19 protein-coding genes and 2 pseudogenes are annotated in these 20,641 nt (G+C 39.7%); 4 read left to right on the forward strand and 17 right to left on the reverse strand.

The window, feature by feature from the left end:
* Positions 1–36: 36 nt before the first annotated feature.
* From murA to HPB14_RS03475, 10 genes are all read right to left on the reverse strand, one after another.
* The gene (gene murA, locus HPB14_RS03430) at positions 37–1,305 is read right to left on the reverse strand and encodes a UDP-N-acetylglucosamine 1-carboxyvinyltransferase (protein ID WP_000346478.1); all 1,269 of its coding nucleotides are present in this window, start codon (positions 1,303–1,305) and stop codon (positions 37–39) included.
* Positions 1,306–1,307: 2 nt separating this feature from the next.
* Positions 1,308–1,715: a hypothetical protein gene (locus HPB14_RS03435; protein ID WP_000527555.1), complete on the reverse strand. Its 408-nt coding sequence runs from the start codon at positions 1,713–1,715 to the stop codon at positions 1,308–1,310.
* 11 nt (positions 1,716–1,726) lie between these two features.
* A complete protein-coding gene (gene galU, locus HPB14_RS03440; RefSeq protein ID WP_000591481.1) occupies positions 1,727–2,548 on the reverse strand; it encodes a UTP--glucose-1-phosphate uridylyltransferase GalU in 822 nt (273 codons plus the stop codon).
* On the reverse strand, positions 2,545–4,227 hold the full coding sequence (locus tag HPB14_RS03445) for a lytic transglycosylase domain-containing protein (RefSeq protein ID WP_001210377.1): 1,683 nt from the start codon (positions 4,225–4,227) through the stop codon (positions 2,545–2,547). The genes galU and HPB14_RS03445 overlap by 4 nt, the downstream gene beginning before the upstream one ends.
* An 8-nt stretch (positions 4,228–4,235) precedes the next feature.
* The gene (locus tag HPB14_RS03450) at positions 4,236–4,529 is read right to left on the reverse strand and encodes a YggT family protein (RefSeq protein WP_000577975.1); all 294 of its coding nucleotides are present in this window, start codon (positions 4,527–4,529) and stop codon (positions 4,236–4,238) included.
* Positions 4,526–5,845 (reverse strand): glutamate--tRNA ligase, encoded by a 1,320-nt coding sequence (gltX, locus tag HPB14_RS03455; protein ID WP_000943197.1) that lies wholly within the window; start codon positions 5,843–5,845, stop codon positions 4,526–4,528. Before gltX ends, HPB14_RS03450 begins: the two co-directional genes overlap by 4 nt.
* 163 nt (positions 5,846–6,008) lie before the next feature.
* The gene (frxA, locus tag HPB14_RS03460; RefSeq protein ID WP_000373522.1) at positions 6,009–6,662 is read right to left on the reverse strand and encodes an NAD(P)H-dependent flavin oxidoreductase FrxA; all 654 of its coding nucleotides are present in this window, start codon (positions 6,660–6,662) and stop codon (positions 6,009–6,011) included.
* Position 6,663: 1 nt separating this feature from the next.
* Positions 6,664–7,521, reverse strand: a complete 858-nt coding sequence (locus HPB14_RS03465) for an NAD(P)-dependent oxidoreductase (RefSeq protein ID WP_014658467.1) — start codon at positions 7,519–7,521, stop codon at positions 6,664–6,666.
* A gap of 14 nt (positions 7,522–7,535) precedes the next feature.
* Positions 7,536–7,730 carry a hypothetical protein gene (locus tag HPB14_RS08400; protein WP_025445154.1) on the reverse strand — a complete coding sequence of 65 codons (195 nt, stop codon included), beginning with the start codon at positions 7,728–7,730 and terminating at the stop codon, positions 7,536–7,538.
* A 13-nt stretch (positions 7,731–7,743) separates the two neighbouring features.
* Positions 7,744–8,952 carry a CCA tRNA nucleotidyltransferase gene (locus HPB14_RS03475; protein WP_000462308.1) on the reverse strand — a complete coding sequence of 403 codons (1,209 nt, stop codon included), beginning with the start codon at positions 8,950–8,952 and terminating at the stop codon, positions 7,744–7,746.
* Between the two features lie 62 nt (positions 8,953–9,014).
* On the opposite strand from HPB14_RS03475, the gene queC reads away from it, so the two are divergent.
* Positions 9,015–9,692 (forward strand): 7-cyano-7-deazaguanine synthase QueC, encoded by a 678-nt coding sequence (queC, locus tag HPB14_RS03480; RefSeq protein WP_000434399.1) that lies wholly within the window; start codon positions 9,015–9,017, stop codon positions 9,690–9,692.
* Positions 9,693–9,930: 238 nt separating this feature from the next.
* Here queC and oipA read toward each other — a convergent pair.
* A pseudogene (oipA, locus tag HPB14_RS03485) lies at positions 9,931–10,859 on the reverse strand (outer inflammatory protein OipA).
* A 181-nt stretch (positions 10,860–11,040) separates the two neighbouring features.
* On the opposite strand from oipA, the gene HPB14_RS03490 reads away from it, so the two are divergent.
* Both HPB14_RS03490 and HPB14_RS03495 read left to right on the forward strand, forming a co-directional pair.
* Positions 11,041–11,493 carry a hypothetical protein gene (locus tag HPB14_RS03490; protein WP_000554061.1) on the forward strand — a complete coding sequence of 151 codons (453 nt, stop codon included), beginning with the start codon at positions 11,041–11,043 and terminating at the stop codon, positions 11,491–11,493.
* 94 nt (positions 11,494–11,587) lie between these two features.
* The gene (locus HPB14_RS03495; protein WP_000715968.1) at positions 11,588–12,031 is read left to right on the forward strand and encodes a hypothetical protein; all 444 of its coding nucleotides are present in this window, start codon (positions 11,588–11,590) and stop codon (positions 12,029–12,031) included.
* Positions 12,032–12,035: 4 nt separating this feature from the next.
* Here the strand turns inward: HPB14_RS03495 and hydE are convergent, their stop codons facing one another.
* The 5 genes and pseudogenes from hydE to HPB14_RS03520 all read right to left on the reverse strand — a co-directional run bounded on the left by hydE (position 12,036) and on the right by HPB14_RS03520 (position 17,697).
* On the reverse strand, positions 12,036–13,574 hold the full coding sequence (gene hydE / locus HPB14_RS03500) for a hydrogenase biosynthesis protein HydE (RefSeq protein ID WP_000232262.1): 1,539 nt from the start codon (positions 13,572–13,574) through the stop codon (positions 12,036–12,038).
* Position 13,575: 1 nt separating this feature from the next.
* Positions 13,576–14,112, reverse strand: a complete 537-nt coding sequence (hydD, locus tag HPB14_RS03505) for a hydrogenase biosynthesis protein HydD (RefSeq protein ID WP_001290830.1) — start codon at positions 14,110–14,112, stop codon at positions 13,576–13,578.
* Positions 14,109–14,783 carry a Ni/Fe-hydrogenase, b-type cytochrome subunit gene (cybH, locus tag HPB14_RS03510; protein WP_000359952.1) on the reverse strand — a complete coding sequence of 225 codons (675 nt, stop codon included), beginning with the start codon at positions 14,781–14,783 and terminating at the stop codon, positions 14,109–14,111. The genes hydD and cybH overlap by 4 nt, the downstream gene beginning before the upstream one ends.
* A 12-nt stretch (positions 14,784–14,795) precedes the next feature.
* Complete coding sequence (locus tag HPB14_RS03515) at positions 14,796–16,532, reverse strand: nickel-dependent hydrogenase large subunit (protein WP_000038020.1); 1,737 nt, start codon at positions 16,530–16,532, stop codon at positions 14,796–14,798.
* A gap of 9 nt (positions 16,533–16,541) precedes the next feature.
* Positions 16,542–17,697 (reverse strand): annotated as a pseudogene (locus HPB14_RS03520) (hydrogenase 1 small subunit).
* A gap of 159 nt (positions 17,698–17,856) precedes the next feature.
* On the opposite strand from HPB14_RS03520, the gene HPB14_RS03525 reads away from it, so the two are divergent.
* Positions 17,857–18,441, forward strand: a complete 585-nt coding sequence (locus tag HPB14_RS03525; RefSeq protein ID WP_000756695.1) for an NAD(P)H-dependent oxidoreductase — start codon at positions 17,857–17,859, stop codon at positions 18,439–18,441.
* Positions 18,442–18,500: 59 nt separating this feature from the next.
* Here HPB14_RS03525 and HPB14_RS03530 read toward each other — a convergent pair whose 3' ends face one another.
* Positions 18,501–20,546 (reverse strand): DUF262 domain-containing protein, encoded by a 2,046-nt coding sequence (locus HPB14_RS03530; protein WP_000648492.1) that lies wholly within the window; start codon positions 20,544–20,546, stop codon positions 18,501–18,503.
* Between the last annotated feature and the right edge of the window lie 95 nt (positions 20,547–20,641).

Consider the following 20,641-nt stretch of genomic DNA (forward strand, 5'->3'; position numbering starts at 1 on the left):
TAAAAAATATTCTAGCTATTGTAACCAAATCTTGGATTATTTTTCTTTTAAACGCAACACTTTTGCCCCTAAAGCGTTGATTTTATCCTCTAATCTCTCATAACCCCTATCCAAGTGGTAAATCCTATGCACCCTACTCACGCCCTTAGCCACTAAAGCGGCTAAAATGAGAGCCGAAGAAGCCCTTAAATCCGTCGCCATCACATCGCTTCCGGTAAGCTCTGTGGATCCGCTAATGGTAGCCACATTTGTTTTTAGGCTGATATTAGCCCCCAAGCGTTGCAACTCGCTCGCATGCATGAAGCGGTTTTCAAAAAGCGTCTCTTCAATCACGCTCGTCCCCAAACACTGCGTGGCTAGTGCCATGAATTGCGCTTGCATGTCTGTGGGAAAGCCTGGGTATTCTTTCGTGGTGATTTCAAAGGCTTGGCGTTTTTTGACCGGATGAATTTCTATAGAATTTTCTTGAATGTCTAGCGAAAAACCAATTTCTATGAGCTTGTCGGTGATCGCTTGAAGATGGTTAGGGATGATACGATTGATTTTAAGCTGGCTGTTAGTGATAGCCCCCACGCACAAATAAGTGCCTGCTTCAATCCTGTCTGGTATGATTTGAATGTCTTTTAAATTTAAAGCGTCGCTTTCTACCCCCCTAATCTTTAACTCGCTGCTGCCAACACCCTCAATTTCTACCCCCCCACTTTGTAAAAACGCGCACAATTGAGTGATTTCTGGCTCTTTAGCGGCGTTAATGATGCGCGTGATCCCTTTAGCTAAGCTTGCTGCCATGAGGGCGTTTTCTGTGCCTGTAACGCTGATTTTATCAAATAAAATATCATTCCCTTTCAAGCCTTTAGGGGCTTTTGCATGGATATAGCCTTGCTCAATTTTGATTTCAGCCCCTAATTGTTGCATCGCTTTTAAGTGCAAATCCACAGGCCTAGCTCCTATAGCGCACCCACCGGGCAAACTCACTAAGCATTCTTTAAAACGCGCTAATAAAGGGCCTAAAACCAAAATAGAAGCACGCATTTTACGCACCAAATCGTAAGTGGCTTCGGTGTGGCTCAGGGATTTAGCACTGATTTGAAGCGTGTTAGGATCAAGCCATTCTAAGCTCGCGCCTAAATTTTGCAATAATAACGCCATCGCTTTTATATCCACCACTTGGGGCAAGGATTTGATTTTGACTTCTTGGCGGCTTAAAAGTGCGGCGGCTAAAATGGGGAGCGCGGAGTTTTTCGCCCCTGAAATTTCTACCCCCCCTTTTAAAGGGACTTGTCCTACAATCTCTAAAAAATCCAATTCTATCCTTTTTCTTTTTTATTCTTAAGGGCTAAGCCGGTAGCGTTAGCGATTTTTTGCGCATGATTAGGGTTAGCGTTTTCTAATTCTTGCCCAAAATTAATAGCGTCTTCTAATTCAAAAAATTCTGAAGCGACTAATTTTTGGATCGTTTCTAGCCACAGAGTTTCTTTATCTTTGGGGCAAATTTTAAAACGCTCATTGAAGTTGCTTTTCAGTTTTTCTAAAGCTGGTGCACTTTTAAGGTTTTTGATTTGTTCGTTTAAATTTTCTAAAGAGAGGCTTTTATTAGGAATATTTTGCTTTAAGGGGGGGCGAGTAAGCCTCCAAACAAGCCCCACTAATAACACAGGCAGCAAGCATACAAAGAGAATCAAATACATGTAAGCGTAATAAGTCAAATTGCCCATATTGATAAGATTTATAAGCGTTTTTTATAATAAGCGTTACTCGCTTCAATATAGCCTTCCACGCTCCCGCAATCGTATCGTTTGCCTTTGAATTGGTAAGCGATGATGCGTTTTCTTTTGGCTTGAGTGAGTAAGGCGTCTGTGATTTGGATTTCATTGTTTTTACCCGGTTTCGTCTCGCTTAAAATTTCAAAAATATCCGGGGTTAAAATGTAGCGCCCTATCACGGCTAGGTTGCTTGGGGCGTCTTCTTGATTGGGTTTTTCCACCATGTCTTTAATCTCATACACCCCCTCTTCTAACCATTCGCCCCTAATCACGCCGTATTTTGAAACTTCTTCTAGCGCCACTTCTTCAATGGCTACAATGGAGCATTGGTATTTTTGATACAATGAAGTCATTTGCTTTAACACGCTAGGATGATCATGGCTTATGCATAAGTCGTCGGCTAAAATCACTGCAAAAGGCTCATTGCCTATGAGGGCTTCTCCGGTTAAAATCGCATGCCCTAGGCCTTTCATTTGCTTTTGGCGCACATAGGAAAAACAGCATTTTTCTATAATGTTACGAATGCTTTTTAGAGCGTTTTCTTTGTTAGTGCCTTGGATTTGATGCTCTATTTCATAGCTCGTGTCAAAATAATCTTCTAAACTGCGCTTGTTTCTGCCTGTAACGATCGCCATCACTTCACAGCCTGCCTCCATCGCTTCTTCCACAGCGTATTGGATTAAAGGTTTATCCACAATGGGCAGCATTTCTTTAGGAATGGTTTTAGTGATCGGCAAAAAGCGTGTGCCGTAGCCAGCGGCAGGAAAAAGGCATTTTTTAATCATGGTTTGTCCTTTGAGTTAAGAGTTTGTTCTAAAAACGCATCAATAGGGATGAAATTCCCAAAAATTTCTTGATAAATCAAGTAATTGAGCATGACCCTAAAGCCATACATGCGAGTCTCGCTATAAGGCATAAGCTCCATGCTAAGCCATGGCTCAAAATGATTTTTTTCTTTGAATCGTTTGGAGCTTTCTAACCACCTCCTTAAAAACCCAGGCCCAGCGTTATAGGCGTAGGCGACAAAAAGGGGGTGGTTGAATTCTTTTTTCAAATGGTTCAAGTAATAATTACCAAATTTGAGGGCGATATTGGGGTTAAACATGTCGTTTAGATCAATGTTATCCATGCCAAGGCTTTTAGCGAAAGGCCCTACATTAAAGGGCATGATCTGCATAAGCCCCAGAGCGAACGAGCGCGAAATGACTGCCGGGAGCAAAAAGCTTTCTTGCCTAGCGATCGCATACGCCATAGCCCTTTCATCTGTATTTTGCCATTCAATAATGCCCTCATAAGGGGATAAATAATAATAAATCTTGTCTTTATTGCGTTGGCTTAAAAGATAGGTCAATTCAGGGGCGCTTTTTTCATAATACAGGCTTTTTAGCATCGCATTAAACGCGCCCTCATCTTTCAAACTCAAGGTTTTTTCCTTAAAAATTTGCCACGAAAAAGGATCGTAAGTGTTAAAAGGAGGGTCTTCTTGACTTAAATTTTGGATGTGAGAAATGATGCGGTAACTGGGCGTGGTTTTTAATTTTCGGCTCGCATAAAGACTATAGAGGTTTAAGGCAGGGCTTTGTGAAAGGCGTTCCAAAGTTTTTTTCTTTTTAGAGACTAAATACTGCCAAAAAATCGCTCTGTCTTTTGAAAAATCATCGTCTTTAACCACCGCTTCTGATCGTTCAAAATACTTGAGCGCTTTAGAGGGTTTTTTGCGCAAGATTTCGTTAATCCCTAGAATAAAAAAGGTTTGCGCGTTGCTGTGGGTGGCGTTGCTTTTAGTGAGGGCGTCTTTAAAATGATCCAATTTAGGATCTAAGATGACTTGATAGATCAAGCGGTTAAACGCCGGGTAATCTTCATCTAAAAGGCGGTTTAACTCTTTAATGGGGATATGCTCTTCAAAAATTTGGAGCTTTTTTTCATAACTCAAATGATTGAAAAGCGCGCTAAACACTTGCGCGTTAGCCTTAAACAAAGAAGCGCTCACATGCTTACTTTGCAAGATTTCTAATTCTTCATAAAGAACAGGGTAAGCCTCTTTGATTTTAATTTGTAAGGGCTTAAGGGTTTGAAGGGGGATTTTATCAAAATCTCTGATTTTTGATTTTAAAGCGATAGCGATACAGCTATTTTGGAAAGTGTCTAGCTCTTCTAGAATGCTTTCTAAAGTAATTTGTTTGCAATAAATATCTTCAGGCAATTTAACATCAGGGTTTTTTTCTGAATTGTCTGAGCCTTTTTCTTGCATGGCCTTTTGTAGGGCGGTATTTTTATTTTGGGTCAATTCATAGGCTTTTTTAGCGTTTTCTAAAGTGGTTTTTTTATCGCTAATATAACGCCACAAATAATAATCCCTAACGATCCCGGCGGGCTTTTTTTCTAAATCTTTTAAATTGAACTCGGTTTGAGAAAAACCAACGCCAAGCGCACCCATAAAAAATAAAATAAAAAAACGCATGATTTCCTTTAAAGGTTTTTAGCGAGCATGAAAAGCCACTGAATGAGCGTGAGATCCAAGAATTTCAAAACAATAACCACCACTAAAGGAGCGAAATCCAACCCGTTAAACACCAACTTGAATCTAGAGCGTAAAAAATAAAACACTGGCTCACACAAGCGAGCGAGGATTTGCATGATAGGGTTATTGGGGTTAGGCTGCACGAAACTGATAAGCGAATAAATGATCACTATCCACATATAAATCGTAATGAGCACGCTTAAAATCACCGCTATCGCGTTAAGGAGAGTGGAAAATATCATGCTTTGAGCCTTAAAACTTCTTGATGATGGCTTTGGATATAGGGGAAAATCAAAGGCAATTCAACGCCATGCGAATTCCCGGTCAAAAGAATGCGCAAAGGTTTGAAAAAATCCTTACCCTTAAGCTGGCTCAATCGCATGGCTTCTTTTTTAAAACTTTCAAAATCCTTATACGCTTGAAAATCCATGCTTTTTAGAGCGTTAAAAAGCACTAAACAACGCTCTTTAAAATCTTCATTTTCATAAGTTTTAACAATATCCTTTGGCTCTAAAAACAACGAAATTTTTTCTTTCAATTCTAAAAGCGTGCCACATTCTTCTACAAACAATCTTAAAAGCCCTAAAAGATTTTTATCTTTTATTGAAGTGAGTTCTAATAACTTTTCATCGTCTAAAAGCTTTAAATGCTCGTGGTTTAAGTGTTTTAAATATTTTAAATTAAAATGAGCCGGAGAACTGGAAAGATTTTCTAAACTAAACCATTCTATCGCTTCATCAAGGCTAAAAACTTCCTTAGGCACTTTATTGCCGATAGTGATGAGGTAATTCACGATCGCAACCGGTAAAAACCCTTGATTCAAGAGCCATTTCACGCTGGAGGCTTCGTCTCTTTTGCTCATCTTTTTACCGCTTACTTCATCTAAAATAATGGGCAAATGCGCATAAACAATGGGATTATTGGAGCCTAAAGCTTCTTGGATTAAGATTTGTTTAGGGGTGTTACTCACATGATCTTCGCCTCTAATGATCAGACTGATTTCATAGAGCAAATCATCGCATGCGCAAGCGAAATTATAAGTAGGGCTTTTATCCTTTCTCAAAAGCACAAAAGAATCCAATTCATCAGGCTCAAATTTCACTTCTTTTTTAATCGCATCATTGAAAGACACCGCATGATTGGGGGCTTTCAAACGCACCACAGGGGCATGGTGCTTGTCTTTTTCTAAAGTGGCCCACTCGTCTAAATACCTGAAGGGGCGTTTTTCATTTTTGGCTTTTTCTTTTTCTTTTTCTAAAAACTCCGCGCTCGCATAACAATAAAACGCTTTATGTTCTTTCAGTAATTTTTCTGCCATTTCTCTGTGGTAATCTATGTTATGGCTTTGATACACGAGCTTGTCCCAGCTTATCCCCATAAGCTTTAAAATTTCTAAAATTTCCTGGTCTTTGCCTTCAATGTTGCGCTCTTTGTCCGTGTCCTCAATGCGAATGAGAAAGGGTTTATGTTGCTGTTTGGCTACAATGTAATTGAAAATGGCTGCCCTTAAATTCCCTATGTGCATATCCCCTGTAGGCGAAGGCGCAAAACGAAGCATAAAAACCCTTTATTTAAAAATAGTTTTTGATTATACCCAAAGAATACTTAATTGTGTTGTGGTAGTTCTGTTTTATCAAACATGAATGGGCATCATTTAAGAGATTAGCACTTGGCTAACGCCAAGCTTTTTATGGTTGGTTATCAAAAAGCTAAAAGCGTTTTTATTCAATCACTTCGTAAATAACTTCTGTCTTCCAGCGCGTTTTAGGGGTGATTTCTTGGTTGCGATAACCAAAACAAGCCATTACTGATACGCCAAATTCCGCCGTATTCAGATAGCCTTTTTCCTCTAAATAAGCCTCCACTTTTTCTTGATCATACCCTTCAATCGGGCAAGAATCAATCCCTAACATGGCCGCTGCCATCATCATGTTCGCCATTTGGATATAAGTCTGCTTGCTAGCCCAATCAAACAAAGATCGTTCGCTATTGAGTTTCATATCGTTCTCTTGGAAATTTTTGATGATTTGAGCGAACCTTGAATGAGTGTCATAATCCCTTTTTTTAACCTCATGCATCACTTTCTTAACGTAATCGCTGTCATAAGTAACGCCTTTTCGCGCAAGATAAATGACAAAATGGCTCGCCCCCTCTAAACCAAAAAGCGCCCCCCAGGCCATCGGTTTTAAATCTTCTTTCATGCGTTCATTTTTCAATAAAAGCATTTTCCATGGTTCAAGCCCGATTGAAGAAGGGGCTAATCTCCCCACTTCAACCAAAGCTTCCCAATCCTTTTGGGAAATACGACGATTAGGATCGTATTTTTTTGCAGCAAATCGTTGGTGCTGTAAAGCAACCACTTGTTCTCTGTCCATTTTAATGTTCTCCTTTTTCTAAATAATGATAAACGGCTGCCATATCCATTTCGCCCAAACCGGATTTTTCCGCCTGAGAATAAAGTTCTTGCGCTTTGGATAAGAATGGCAATTGAATCGCCTCTCCTGCTTCATTGTTGGCTAAACGAATGTCTTTGAGCATGAGTTTCAAACTGAAAGCGGCCGGATAGCTATCTTGTAGCCACATGCCTTTTTTAGCTTGAAAGAGAGGCGAATTCATGCCAGATTGGCCAATAATTTGCAAAAATAACTCTGCATCAACCCCTAAATGTTTAGCTAATAGCAAAGCTTCTGAATAAGCGACCCCCATTTGAGCCAAAAGGCTATTGATGGATAATTTAGCCCCTGCCCCTTGACCAATCTTACCCAGATAAAAGGTTTGACTCCCCAAATGCGCCAAAATAGGTTTGAGTTTAGAGATCACTTCTTCATCGCCTGCCGCTAAAATCAATAAAGCCCCGGCTTTGGCCGCACCAACCGATCCTGAAACGGGCGCTTCAAGGTAAGTTACTTGATGCTTTTGAGCGATTTCTTCTAAAGATAAGCTCTCCAAAGGAGCGATAGTGCTCATATTCACCACGATTTTTTCAGACATCTGTTCCCAAAATTTTGGCACTAAAACAGCATCAATCGCCGTTTTATCCGAAAGCATGGTAAAAATCAGATCAACTTTAGCGGCCAAATCTATAGGGTTAGTATAAACCGCTACGCCTTTTTCTTTTAAAGGGGCTGCTTTGCTCTCTGTTCGGTTATAAACTGATACTTTTAAACCTGCATCGCACAAACGAGCCGCCATAGGAGTCCCCATAGCCCCAAGTCCAATCCATCCGATTTTCATTTAACCCTCACTTATTAGCGTGAATACGCCACTAAACCATCTAACCAAGCTTGATGGCCATTTAGCATCGCATTAGGCACAGATGCCATTAAATGTTGCACCACTTTATTAAAATCCAAACCTTTGACAATGACTTCATTGGACACAAAATTATCAGTCTCTCCTGGTATCCATTTTTCAGGCCATTGAATCGCATTCATCGTTATCATGTTTTCTCTGTTTTTAATTTTTTCTGCCTATTGGCGAGTGATTTATAGCATCATTAGGTAAATAATTACCCTTAACCCATTTTATCAGCCACTCTAAAGCGTTGTTTTTAGGGTGAGCGATGACTAAATTTAAGCATGCGTTTAAAATTTCGCCGATTTTTTGGTGCTGATAACCCAAGCTTTGAAGCGCACCGCCCTTAAGGGCTAGGTGTTCTTTTTTAAAAGGCTCGTTAGAATCAAATATTTCTTTTAACAAGCCTTTGATTTTTAAAGCGTGTTTGGGGTTTTCTAGCGCATAAAAATCTAAAGCCAGATTAAAAGGCTCTAAATCGTAATCCTTTAATAAAAACTTTAACTCTGTTTTATTATAGGTATTTAAAAAAGCTTTGTGGCATTCTTTAGCTTTTGAAAATAAAACACAAGTTTTTTTAGGGTAGCGTAAATTTTCTAAACTTTTTTGATGCTTGAAAAACCCTAACAATCTTAATTCCAAATTCAAAGGCGCGTTTTTTAAAAACCCTAAATTTTCTATTTTTTCTTGAATAACCAACTCTAAAATTTCTTGATATTCTTTAGCCACTTCATAGGCGTTTTTCCCCATAAGAAGCTTATTCAATTCGCTTTGTAAGCGCTCTTTAGAAAGGTGTTTTAACAAATCCTTACACGCAAAAACCGCTTCTTTAGTGCTTGGTGCTATCTTAAAGCCTAAAGTCGCGCTAAATCGCAGCGCTCTTAAAATCCTTAAAGCGTCTTCAAAAAACCTCAATCGCGCTTCCCCCACGCATTCAATCGTTTGATTTTCAATCGCATTTTGCCCTTTAAAAGGATCGATCAGCCCTTTTGTAGGGCTATAAGCGATCGCATTCATGCTAAAATCGCGCCGCTTTAAATCGTCCGTTAAATGAGCGCTAAAAACCAATTCTTTAGGCTTTCGGTGTTTGATATGCCCTTTTTCCATTCTAAAAGTTGTGATTTCATAGCTTTGATGGTTTTTAAGAGCCGTGATCGTGCCATGTTTGATGCCGGTTTCTAGCACCCTAAAATGGCACTTTAAAAGAAGCTCCTTGCTTTCATTGACTAAAGCGTTTGAGGTCAAATCGTAATCTTTTGGGGTAATGCCCATCAAACAATCGCGTACGCACCCCCCTACCAAGTAAAGCTCATAAGGGGATTTTTCATAAATATCAAACAATTCTTTTAATTCTTTTTCTAGCTCAAACACGCTTTTTACTCTTAAAATTTCTTTGTGTTATTATATCTTTTTAGAATTTTTAAGGAATTTTGATGGAACAAGAAATTTGCGTGATCGGTTTTAGCGGCGGGCAAGACAGCACCACTTTAGCCGTGTGGGCGAAAAAGCGTTTTAAAAAAGTCTGTTTAGTGGGGTTTGATTACGCGCAAAAACACTCTGTGGAATTAGAATGCGCTCAAAAAATCGCTTCTCTTTTACAACTCCCTTATGAAATCATCCCATTAGATTTTTTAGAAAATATCACCCACTCCGCGCTTTTTAAAAACTCTAGCGATTTAATAGGGCATTCGCATGCGCAAAATAAAGATTTACCCAACTCTTTTGTGCCTAATCGTAACGCTATTTTTATCACCCTTTTGCATTCTTATGCGCAAAAACTAGGGGCTAGTAACATCGCTTTAGGGGTTTCGCAAGCGGATTTTAGCGGCTATCCGGATTGTAAAGAAGATTTTATTAAAAGCATCGAGCATGCCCTAAATTTAGGATCAAACACGGCGATTAAAATCGTAACGCCTCTAATGTTTTTAAGTAAAACGCAAGAATTTCAAATGGCTAAAGATTTGGGTGTCTTGGATTTAGTCATCAAAGAAACGCACACCTGCTATCAAGGAGAGCGAAAGATTTTGCATGCTTATGGCTATGGCTGCGATAAATGCCCGGCATGCCAATTGAGGAAAAAAGGCTTTGAAGAGTTTCAAGCCATGCTATAAAAAATAATTTTTTAAAGAATGGGGTTTTTAAAACTTTGTTTTTATAATAAATTTCTTAAGAGAACAGGGGATTTTGAAATAATTCCCCCTACAACCCCTAACTAAAACCCCCAACCCAAAAAGAGCGTTTTTTTAAGAGTTTGTCGCTTGATTAAGATCAAGCTGTTTTATATTTTTGTTTAAAAAATGCCTTTGAGCGTTTTTACAAAACAATCAAAGAGCGGTAAAAAGCGCATTTTTAATGTTTGTTTTTAAAGTTATATGTATAGTTAAGATAAACGCTCACCACTCTTTTATAATCCAATTTATCCCCATAATCATCGCTATAGTAATTGACTTTAAACGCTGGCACTTTAACCCCCAATTCAACACTAGAACCTCCAAGATAGTTTTCATCGCCATAGCGATCAATATCGTATTCATCATTATTCCAACGAACGCCAAATTTTCCTTGTAACTGAAAAATCGTGCGGCTTTTGACTTGATTGAAAGGGGTGAGATTGTTACTTGCAAACCAAGTGCTAGCCCCTATATCCATGCCAATCACAAGCCCTGAAGATTTTCTAAATACATGCCTTGATGCTTTTTTTAATGTATTAGCGTCTAGCGTTCTGCCGGTCATATCTTTGTAAAATATGGAGAGCCCTTTTACCCTTCGTTCAACGTATTTTTGGGACGCTCGCTTATCGTTAGTCCAATTAATGAGCAAATCCGTATTGAAACCATAGGGTAAAAAAACGATTAAACCGCTACCAGGAACAGAACCAACGCCACCAAGTTGGTAACCGAAAAAAAGAGAGTGCCTAAACCCTATAATCCTTTTTTTACCCAAAAAATATTTATACCCCAAGCTGAGCTCATTAAAAAGACCGCCCGACCCGCCATTTCCTGCGAATCGGTTAGCGATCTTTGTTGAATCTTTCACTTCATTTAAGGCGTTTTGTGCATCTCTTATGGCTTTTGTGTTTTGTGTTGTAGGGAATAATGAATTTTTTGCGTTATTGATCGCTTGATTTAAGGCGTTTTCTGCTGAAGCTTTTTCGCCGATGCTACCTTGTCCTTGAATATAGCTTCCTTCTCCAAAATTCAAACCTAAATAAAATCCATTCCTTTCAGCGTGGAGCCAAAACGAGAGAGAGAGAGAGTTAGTAAGAGAGCTTTTTTCATGGTTTTTCTTTGGTTTAAGATTTGATATTATTGCTAGGTATTTTATCATAAAAATAAGATTTTAGTGATTGGGTTTTAATGAAAAACAAAATTAAAACGAAATAACCACAAAACCACCGCTTAATGAATATTAAATCAAAAACATGTTAATCTTTAGTTATTTTTAAATTTAGGAAACCCCATGCATCAAAACAATAAAACTTTTTTACCCCACCAATCCGCTCATCTCTCTAAAATCATTCTTTTTTTAAACACCGGCTTTTTAGCCTATCTGTTAAGTGCTTGTGGGGCGAATGTGCCTATAGAAGAAGTGTTGGTTAAAGATCCTAAAGAAACCAAAGCCCAAGAAGTCGCCAAAGAAGAAAAAGCCATCCAGCAAGAAAACGCCACTATTGATGCGCGCACCACGCCTTTAATCAATCGTTTCACTAATTATAACGCTTATGGCTCTTTAAACGGCTTTTACAATTCAGTGGATAATCTCAATTCGCCCATGCAAAACGGGATGTATGGAGGCTATTACATGCCTTATTATTACATGCCCTATGGTTTCATGCCTTATGGGTCAGGTCTTATGCCTTATGGGCCTTATGGGTATGGAGCGCCTGGATACTTCCCTTACGCTTTTTATTGATTGAGTGGCTTTAGAAAGCGTGGTGGTGTTGGCGTTTTTACTCAAACACGCTTGTGTTTTCTAATGGTTATTTCTAACATGCTATGGTGGTGCGATGAAGAAAGGCTATATCAGAGGAGATCTTATGCGTATAGTTAGAAATTTATTTCTTGTATCGTTTGTGGCTTATAGTAGCGTATTCGCAGCGGATTTAGAAACCGAAACCAAAAGCGACAAAAAGAGCGGTAAAAAGTTTTACAAACTCCATAAAAACCATGGATTAAAAACCGAGGCTAAAAACGACAAAAAGCTTTATGATTTCACTAAAAATAGCGCTTTAGAAGGCGTAGATTTAGAAAAAAGCCCTAGCCTTAAAAGCCATAAAAAAAGCGACAAAAAGTTTTACAAACAACTCGCTAAAAACAATATCGCCGAAGGGGTGAGCATGCCGATTGTGAATTTCAATAAAGCCCTGTCTTTTGGGCCTTATTTTGAAAGGACTAAAAGCAAAAAAACCCAATACATGGACGGCGGGTTGATGATGCACATCCGCTTTTAAGCCCTTATTCATAATCCAAAAATGCATGCGTTTTAAGAGCGAGGGTTTTAGGGAAATACCGCACAAACAAATCCAAAAACACTTTTTCGCCAAAGAAATCCCCAGCGATTGTTACTTCTTGGACGCTAAAATTTTGCGCGTTATCCCAAATGAAATTCCCTAAAAACTCCGCTAAAGAATCCAAAATCCCCAAACTCAAAATTTCATTCTCTACGCCTGCGAGCCTGAAACTCATCGCACTGTGCATGATCTTTGAAAAGTTTAAAGCCATTTTGAAAGAATCGTCTTTAAGGATTTTATAATCAATCCTAGGACCTTTAGGGCGTAAGCATTCTTTAGCCAAAGAAATAACGCTCTGTGTGCAAAAATCCTCGCTATAACCCAAAACAAACCCTAAAATGCGAAAAAAATCCAATAAATTCGCACCCCCTAGCTGGTATTTAGAAAGCTCTAAAATGCGTGCGTAAAAATCAGGGAATTTAGCCGCGTAGTTTTTTAGCATTCTGGAGGCTTTTTCATCTTGTTTGAGAGTGTTAAATATTTGATTGAAATCAAAACTAACGCTTAAAAGCGTTTTTAAAGAACCATTAGCATGCAATAACAACCTTGTAGGGCGCTTGAAACTGAGATACAAAACGATAGAATGCGGCGTTTCTTTTAAAAACTCTAATTCATCTTTAAAGGGAAGGGTAGAAAGGTTGTTTTCTAGCACGAATTTTTTAGTGGGCGTGATCAAGCGCTTAGGGGTTTTAAAAAGCGCTTCATAATGCAAAAGCGCTTCACAAGAACGGCTTTCATGCATAAAAACAAATTCTATCCCCTCATCTTGTAAAATATGGCACAATAAATTCAATATGGGGTCAAAGGGTAGCTGGGCTATGATTTCATTGTTTTTAAAAGTGTCCTTAAACACGCTTTTTAATGGGGCTTTGATAGAGGGTTTTTCCAAACTGGCCAAATATTTAGCGTCTTCTAAAGGCAATTTAGTGCAGGTTAAAACGCTAGAAAGATCGCTAAAAATAACGCTTGGAGAGAGATTTTTTAAAGAAAGGGATAACGCCCCCCTAGAAGTGAAAATAGGGATAAAATCCTGTGTTTTGAGCATGCCTTTTAATTGGGTTAAGCAATCTATAAGCTCTTTAGGGCTATGAATCATTTTCCCTTTAAAAGCGGTGTTTTCAATCAAGCCCAAAGTATCGGCATACAAAGATGAATTTTTGTCTAAAAAATCTTGATGCTCTTTAGCGTTCATAAAAAGGGGCTTTGAAAGGCTTGTTGTTTGGAAAAGATTTTCATCTAAAGGCTCTGTGATTTCCTTTAAAGACAAAAAGCTAAAATCTAAAGAAAAGGGCAGAATTTCGCTTAATTTTTGCGCGAACTCTAAAGTGATCTCAGTGCTCGCTTGGAGGTAGAAAGAAGTCATGTTATCTTTATAAACGCTATAAAAACGCACTTGCAAATTGCATGCCATTTGCTCTAAAAGGGGCGTAAAAATCAAGCTTGTTTTTTCATTAACGCATTTAAAAAGAAAGACAAACACCAATTCAAAAACCCTTATAAGAGAGTTCAGCGATACACTCTAAAGCGATATGATCGGTGCGTTGCATTTTAACCCCCCATGCGTTGAGTCGGATTTCTATGGCTTTTAAGGCTGTTTCTAAAGCGTTTAACATTTCGCTTGAGAGCTTGAAAGTGGTCTCGCTCCCTATCACAAAAGGCACAAGCCCCACGATAAAAGTTTTAGGCAAATCCCCTAAAAACTCCGTGAGCCTTAAAGTGTGCAGCATTTCCACTTCATGCGCGCTCCCAGCCCATGTGATTTCTTTAGGGGCGTCCTTAAAATCAAAGGCATAGACTGAGCCTATCTCAACGCCTTTAGCGCTCACGCAATCTAAAATCAAAACCTTTTCATACGAAGTGATCAAAGGAATGAGTTGCTGAGCCATAGTCCCCCCATCTATAATATCCACGCTAGGGAAAAAAGAAAAATTCTTTTTAAGGTAGTGGGCTAGATGCACCCCAATCCCTTCATCGCCAAAAAGGATATTGCCAATGCCTAGAATTAGGATTTTTTCACTCATTCTTTGGTGTAACCATAGCCATTAATCATAGAATCCGCCCCCGAACTATCATACCGGATAGAATGGAAAAACACCATATAAACATGCACAGGGACAAACAAAATAAACCCCCAAGTCGCTAAGTGGTGGATAAAACGCACGTTCGCTAACCCCCCACAAAGCACTTCAAACCACTTAAAAGCACTCCCTAAAAACGCTCCAAGCCCCGCATGATAGACATTATAATACAGCACTATCCCGCTCAAACTCATCAATACAATTAAAACAACCAAAGTGAAATAAGCCACGAGTTGGATAGGGTTATACGCTCCTTTAGTGTGGGGTTTGCCGCTGATAAGAAAATACGCTTTCATCTGATCGATCCAAGCTTTTGGGCTTAAAAGTTGGCTAAAACTCCTGCGTTCCATCAAGCTTTCTTTAGTGAAAAAAAGATAGGTTCTAAAGATTAATGCGCTAATGAGCAAAAACCCAAACATGACATGAAAAGAGCGCACATAAGCTTGTAAAAGATACACCCCTTTATAAAAGCTGGAATTAGGCTGCAAAAAAGGGTAAGCGATGTAAAACCCCGTAGCGATTAAAGTAAAAATACTCAAAGCCCTAACCCAATGGAAAAAGCGCACAAAACCTGAATACTCTTTGTGTAAAACGACCTTATTCATTTTATCCATGCGTAACCCTTTTTAGAATTTAGCGAAATTAGGCTCTACTTTAAACTCGTTTAAAGACTGCCCTTTAAAATCCATCACATGCACTGAGCATGCGATGCATGGGTCAAAAGAATGGATAGTCCTAATGATTTCTAAAGGCTGGGTTAAATCAGCGATTTTAGTGCCAATCAAGCTCATTTCATAAGCCCCCCTTTGATTTTGAGAATCTCTAGGCCCCGCATTCCAAGTAGAAGGCACCACCGCTTGATAATTTTCCACCACGCCGTTTTTAATACGCACCCAATGGCTTAGCATGCCCCTTGGCACTTGACCAATGTAGCGCCCTTTATATTCTTGATTCTTATCAATGTGATAAGGAGCGCAAGTGCTTTGATCGCTTTTTAGATTTTCCACTAGTGCATCAAACGCCAAAAGACCATTATCAGCGATCGTTTTAGCTTCAATACACCTTGCAGCCGTGCGTCCAAGCGTTGAAAACAACGCCTCTAAAGGCAGTTTAGTGTCTTTTAAAAACTTCGTAGCCACTTCAGTAACATAAGGGTTTTTCGCCGCTAAACCTACCACTACGGAACTTAAAGGGCCTACTTCCATGGGCTTACTATCGTATCTGGGCGATTTTATCCAAGAATATTTATTTTTAGTGTCAAGCACTTTAGCAGGGATGATTTTATTTTCAATCCCCACGCTCTCGCCGTCTTTTAAACCGGTATAATGCGGATTAGTTTGCCCGTCATAAGGGTGGAGTTGCACTTCTTTAGTGTCTTCATATTGATACCAAGAATGCGTAACCTCTTCTTTAATCAAACTTTCATCAATGGGGTGTAATTTAGAAATATCCCCATCAAGCACCACCCCACTACTCAAAAGGTATTTATCTTTCCCAAGCAACACTTCTTCATAAGCGATAAAATTTCTTAAACCACAGCCTTTGATAACGGATGGTTCGTTAGCGAACATTTCGCCTGCCATCACCAAATCAGGGTAGTAAGCATGGTTGATAAAATTGGCCACCACTTCAAACTTGCTCTTCCATTCAGCCAATCTCGTCGGATCCAATATATCCATAACACTCGTAACACCCCCCACCGTTAGGCTTTGTGGGTGAGGCTGTTTGGCCCCAAAAATAGCGGTCATTTTCGCCGCTTCCCTTTGGATTTCTAAAAGCTTGAGGTAGTGGCTTAAGACGATTAAATTTTGCTCTGGGTTTAAACGATAGGTTTTATGCCCATAGTAGCCATTACTAAAAGGCCCTAAAGATCCGCTTTTAGCGAAATCATTCAAGCGTTTTTGAACCGCTTTTAATTCACCGGCACCGGTATTGATAGGATAAGGGCTGTATTTGAAAGAAAGTTTTGCCGCTTGAATGGGATCGGCTTTTAAAGCGCTCAAAATATCGCACCAATCAAGCCCATGCAAAGTATAAAAATGCACCACATGATCATGAAAAAGCAACGCCATGTTCATCAAAGATCGCACCAATTGCGCGTTTAATGGGGGGGTGATGCCTAAAGCGTTTTCTACTGCAGTGATACCGGCTTTATAATGCGAATAAGTGCATACCCCGCAAATCCTTTGAGCGATAAAGCCTGCATCTCGTGGGTCTCTGCCCTTAATGATCGTCTCTAGCCCCCTAAAAAGCGTGGAAGAAGAAAACGCATCAGTGATCACGTTATCATCATCTACGATCACCTCAATCCTTAAATGCCCCTCAATCCTAGTGATAGGATCGACTACGATTTTTTTTGACATGTTAATCCCTTACTCTTTGTTTTTGATCGCTTTAGAAAGGAGTGCATGCGCGGCAATGCCAATAGCAGTTGCACTCAATAAAGTCGTGCCTACTTTATCCGCCACTTTATCAGCCCCTAAGCCATCAAAGGCGGTTTTAATGGAGCGATTCGCTAAAGGCTCTTCAAAAGGACTCATCGTATCCCAAAAATTAGGCTCAGAACACCCTATACACCCATGCCCTGCACCTATGGGCCAAGAGGTGTGTGAATTGAAGCGGAGTTTGGAGCAATTATTGAAAGTGTAAGGCCCTTTACAGCCCATTTTATACAAACAAAAGCCCCTTTTAGCGTTTTCATCGCCAAAATGCTCTACAAACTCGCCCGCATCAAAATGCCCTCGCCTTTCGCACAGATCATGGATTCTGTTCCCATAAGCCCAAGAGGGGCGGTTATACGCATCCAATTTAGGGAGAGCCCCAAACATCAAGTAATAAAGCACGTTACCCACGATATTTTTTTCACTAGGCGGACAACCGGGTACATTGATCACGGGTTTATCAATGATTTTATGCAAGGGTTGCGCGTTAGAGGGGTTAGGGTAAGCCGCTTGCACGCCCCCAAAACTGGAGCATGTGCCTATGGCAAAAATAGCGGCTGCGTATTTGGTGGCTTTTCTGCACTCTTCAGCCCCCGTTTCAGCGTTTGGGCCTTGAGTGAGAAAGTATTCGGTGCCTTGGGGGATACCGCCTTCTACCATTAAAATGTAGTTGTTTTTGTGCTTTTCTATGGCGTCATGCAAGCTTTTTTCAGCTTGAAAACCGCTCGCTACCATAATGGTCTCATGGTATTCTAGGTTAATGTAATCAAAGATAATGCTATCAATAGTAGGGTCTGCACTCCTTAATAAGCTCTCGCTACAACCGGTGCATTCTGCCATGTGCAACCAAATCACGGGCAACCTGTTAGCCACCTCCACCGCTTTTAAAGTCAAGGGAGCAAAACTAGCCGGCAAGGCTAACGCTGTGCTCATCATGCCCGCCCACTTCAATAAATCGCGCCTAGAAATACCAGCCCCTTTAAACTCGTCTTGCAAGTTCTTATGTTCGTTATGAGCGTTAAACGAGCTGACTATATCAAGGCGTTCTTCAATCTTTTGATAGGTCTTTTTTTTCATCGTAGAACATGACCACTCCTTAATTAGAAATTTTCATTATCTTAACATAATAAAAATAATGTAGTGGCAATTGATTGTTTTTTAGTTTTTATTGAGATTGAGGGAATTTCTTTAACATTAAGTTTCATTTGGATAAAATTCCCCCCTATTTTATTAAAAAAGGAACAAAATGAAAAAAGTACTCATCATTAACGGGGCCAAAGCGTTCGGGAGCTCTGGGGGGAAACTCAATGAAACTTTGACTGACCATGCAAAAAAGACTCTAGAGTCTTTAGGGCTAGAAGTGGATACAACAATCGTGGATAAAGGCTATGAACATGCTCAAGAAGTGGAGAAAGTCTTTAGCGCTGATGCGACGATTTGGCAAATGCCTGGCTGGTGGATGGGAGAGCCTTGGATTGTGAAAAAATACATTGATGAAGTCTTTAGCGCAGGGTATGGGAAGCTTTATGCTAGCGATGGCAGGAGTTCGCAAAACCCCACTAAAAACTACGGGAAAGGAGGCTTGATGCAAGGCAAAAAATACATGTTGAGCTTGACTTGGAACGCTCCCATTGAAGCCTTTAACGATCCTAGTGAATTTTTTGAAGGGGTGGGTGTGGATGTTGTGTATTTGCATTTGCATAAAGCGTTCCAATTTTTAGGGCTTTCAGCATTACCCACTTTTATTTGCAACGATGTGGTGAAAAACCCCCAAGTAGAGCAGTATCTTAACTCCCTAACCACGCATTTGCACCAAGCTTTTGGCAAGTGATTTTAAATTTTTTTTAACCCCCCATTTCTTTGGGGGGCTTGTTTGTTGCACAATGTTTATTACACAATAAAGTCTCTGGGATTAAGTTCGCAACCTAAGATAAGATCCCTAAGATTACTGCCCACCGTTTGGTAACTCGCATTGCTCACAAAGTAGAATCCGTATTTTTCAAAAGGCACAACCAAAGTGCCATCTCTATCCCTTAATTGCGCTTTTGCTTTATCCCAACAAATATATCTTGGCTTTTCATCTGTGTAGCTTTCAAAGGCTTCTCTGGCGTTTTCTAGCACATAGTCTATGACAGCGCTAGCCAATTCCTTAGCGTTTCTTGCCATGCACCTTTGGCCATTGGGGAGCTTAACGCTTTGAAGATTATGGTTAGTTAAGTCATCATAAAGGGTTTTTTGAAGCTCTCTGGTGCGGTATTCTTTGGGCAAATCTTTAAACAACCCCACTTGACAGAATTGATCCGCTAAATATTCGCTCCTAGCCCTCACTTCCTCTATCCCCCAAGAATGGGTGTTATTGATGAAATAGTCGTTTAAATGCAAGGAGCTGTATTCTTCCATAAGCGCAATTTTTGCCTCGTAAGATTTGTTGCCAAGCCTTTGATTTTGCCCTGATAAGGTTAGATTCCCAAAATTATTGAGATAGTCTTGCTCAAAAGTGAAATAATCCCCTACCCTATCGCGCCATTCTTGGGTGGGGGTTTTGGGGTAGAAATGCTCCACTTCTAGATTTTCTTCTCTTGGCGGTTCGGCGTTGCTTAGCTTTTCTATCTCAAGCAAAATGAATTTGCACACTTGATTTGCTGCATAAGCGTTACGCACAAGAAACGCCGCTTTAATTTTATCGTCATTAGGGAACGCCGTTCGTCCAACGCTCCTGCCCAAATACCGCTTCAGTGCATCGGCTGAAACATTTTCCCCTAGCTGTCTGTATAAAGAATAAAGAAGTTCAGCAAGTGCAGGGGCAGGATCCCCACACACGCTTCGGCGCACATAGTAGCTGATAAGGATTTGCAAAATTTCGTTGAAGTTTTCATAATCCAATTTGCCTTCTTCAAAATCTCTAGCACAACGCAAAACAAAGGGCTTTGCCACGCCAAATTTGATTTTCACAAGATCTTTAATGTGCAGGCGTAAATTCGCTAACTGCTGCGGGTCTCCACGATGTAAAAAATAATGATCTCTGTCTAAAAAGATTTGATAGATTCTGCCATATTCACGCATATCGCTCATAAGACCTTGTATGTCATCAGAGAAATTGTCTCTGTGATGGTCTTTTAGCGCGTAATACACTTCACGCTCTTCTTTTTTTAATTTATCTTCAAAATAGATTCTCAAATAGGTTAGAATAAAATCATTCAAATCCCTTTCGCCAAGCCAATCTTCTAAAGGCACCCAATAAGTCTCATAAAGGTGTTTCTGTCTGTCAGAATTTTCTCCCATCATCAGGTAGTTGCGGATGAGATCCAGCCCTTTTAATTGCACGCCGGTAGCGTTAATGCTTTCAAACACCACTTGCGGATCATCTTTGCCTAGCTCTAAGCCTACGGCTACGATTTTAAGCCGCAAAAACGCGCCATAAATCTCTTCAATGCGATACCCTTTGCTGATATAATTGTCAAGCTCTTTGGTGAAAAATTTATAATTATTCCTGATGTGTGATACGCCTTGTATTTCATGCGATCGATTTTGCATGACCAGATCAAAGGCTTCTTTGTCGCTTTTAATGGGCTTGAGACGCAACCTTTGTCCTGCAAGATTGAGCAGATTATCAATCTCTTTTTTTATCGCTTCATTTGGTATCTTTGTTTCTATGGCTTTAAGCAAAAGCATGATAGTGGTAATCCTTTGCTGCCCATCAATGATGACAAATTCTTGCAGTTTCCTTAAGCTCTTTTCATCATCAATATGATGCAAAATATAAGTGATAGAACCCATAAAATGCGTTTTCTTGTTTTGAGAAATACTGACAATATCTTGCAGTAACTTTTCACAATCTTCTTCTTCCCAAGTGTAGTTCCTCTGGTATACAGGGATAGAAAATATCGTGCCTGTTAAGGCAAAAAAGTCGTTAACGGTGCTTTGTGTCGCTTTCATCGCTTTTCCTTTTAAATAAAATCAAAATCACACCGAGTATTAAATCAAAAAAAAAAAAAAAAAGATAGCTTAAATTTTTGAAAAAACCGCAATTT

Origin of the sequence: Helicobacter pylori HUP-B14, from assembly GCF_000259235.1 — a bacterium.
Classification (GTDB): Bacteria; Campylobacterota; Campylobacteria; order Campylobacterales; family Helicobacteraceae; genus Helicobacter; species Helicobacter pylori_CU.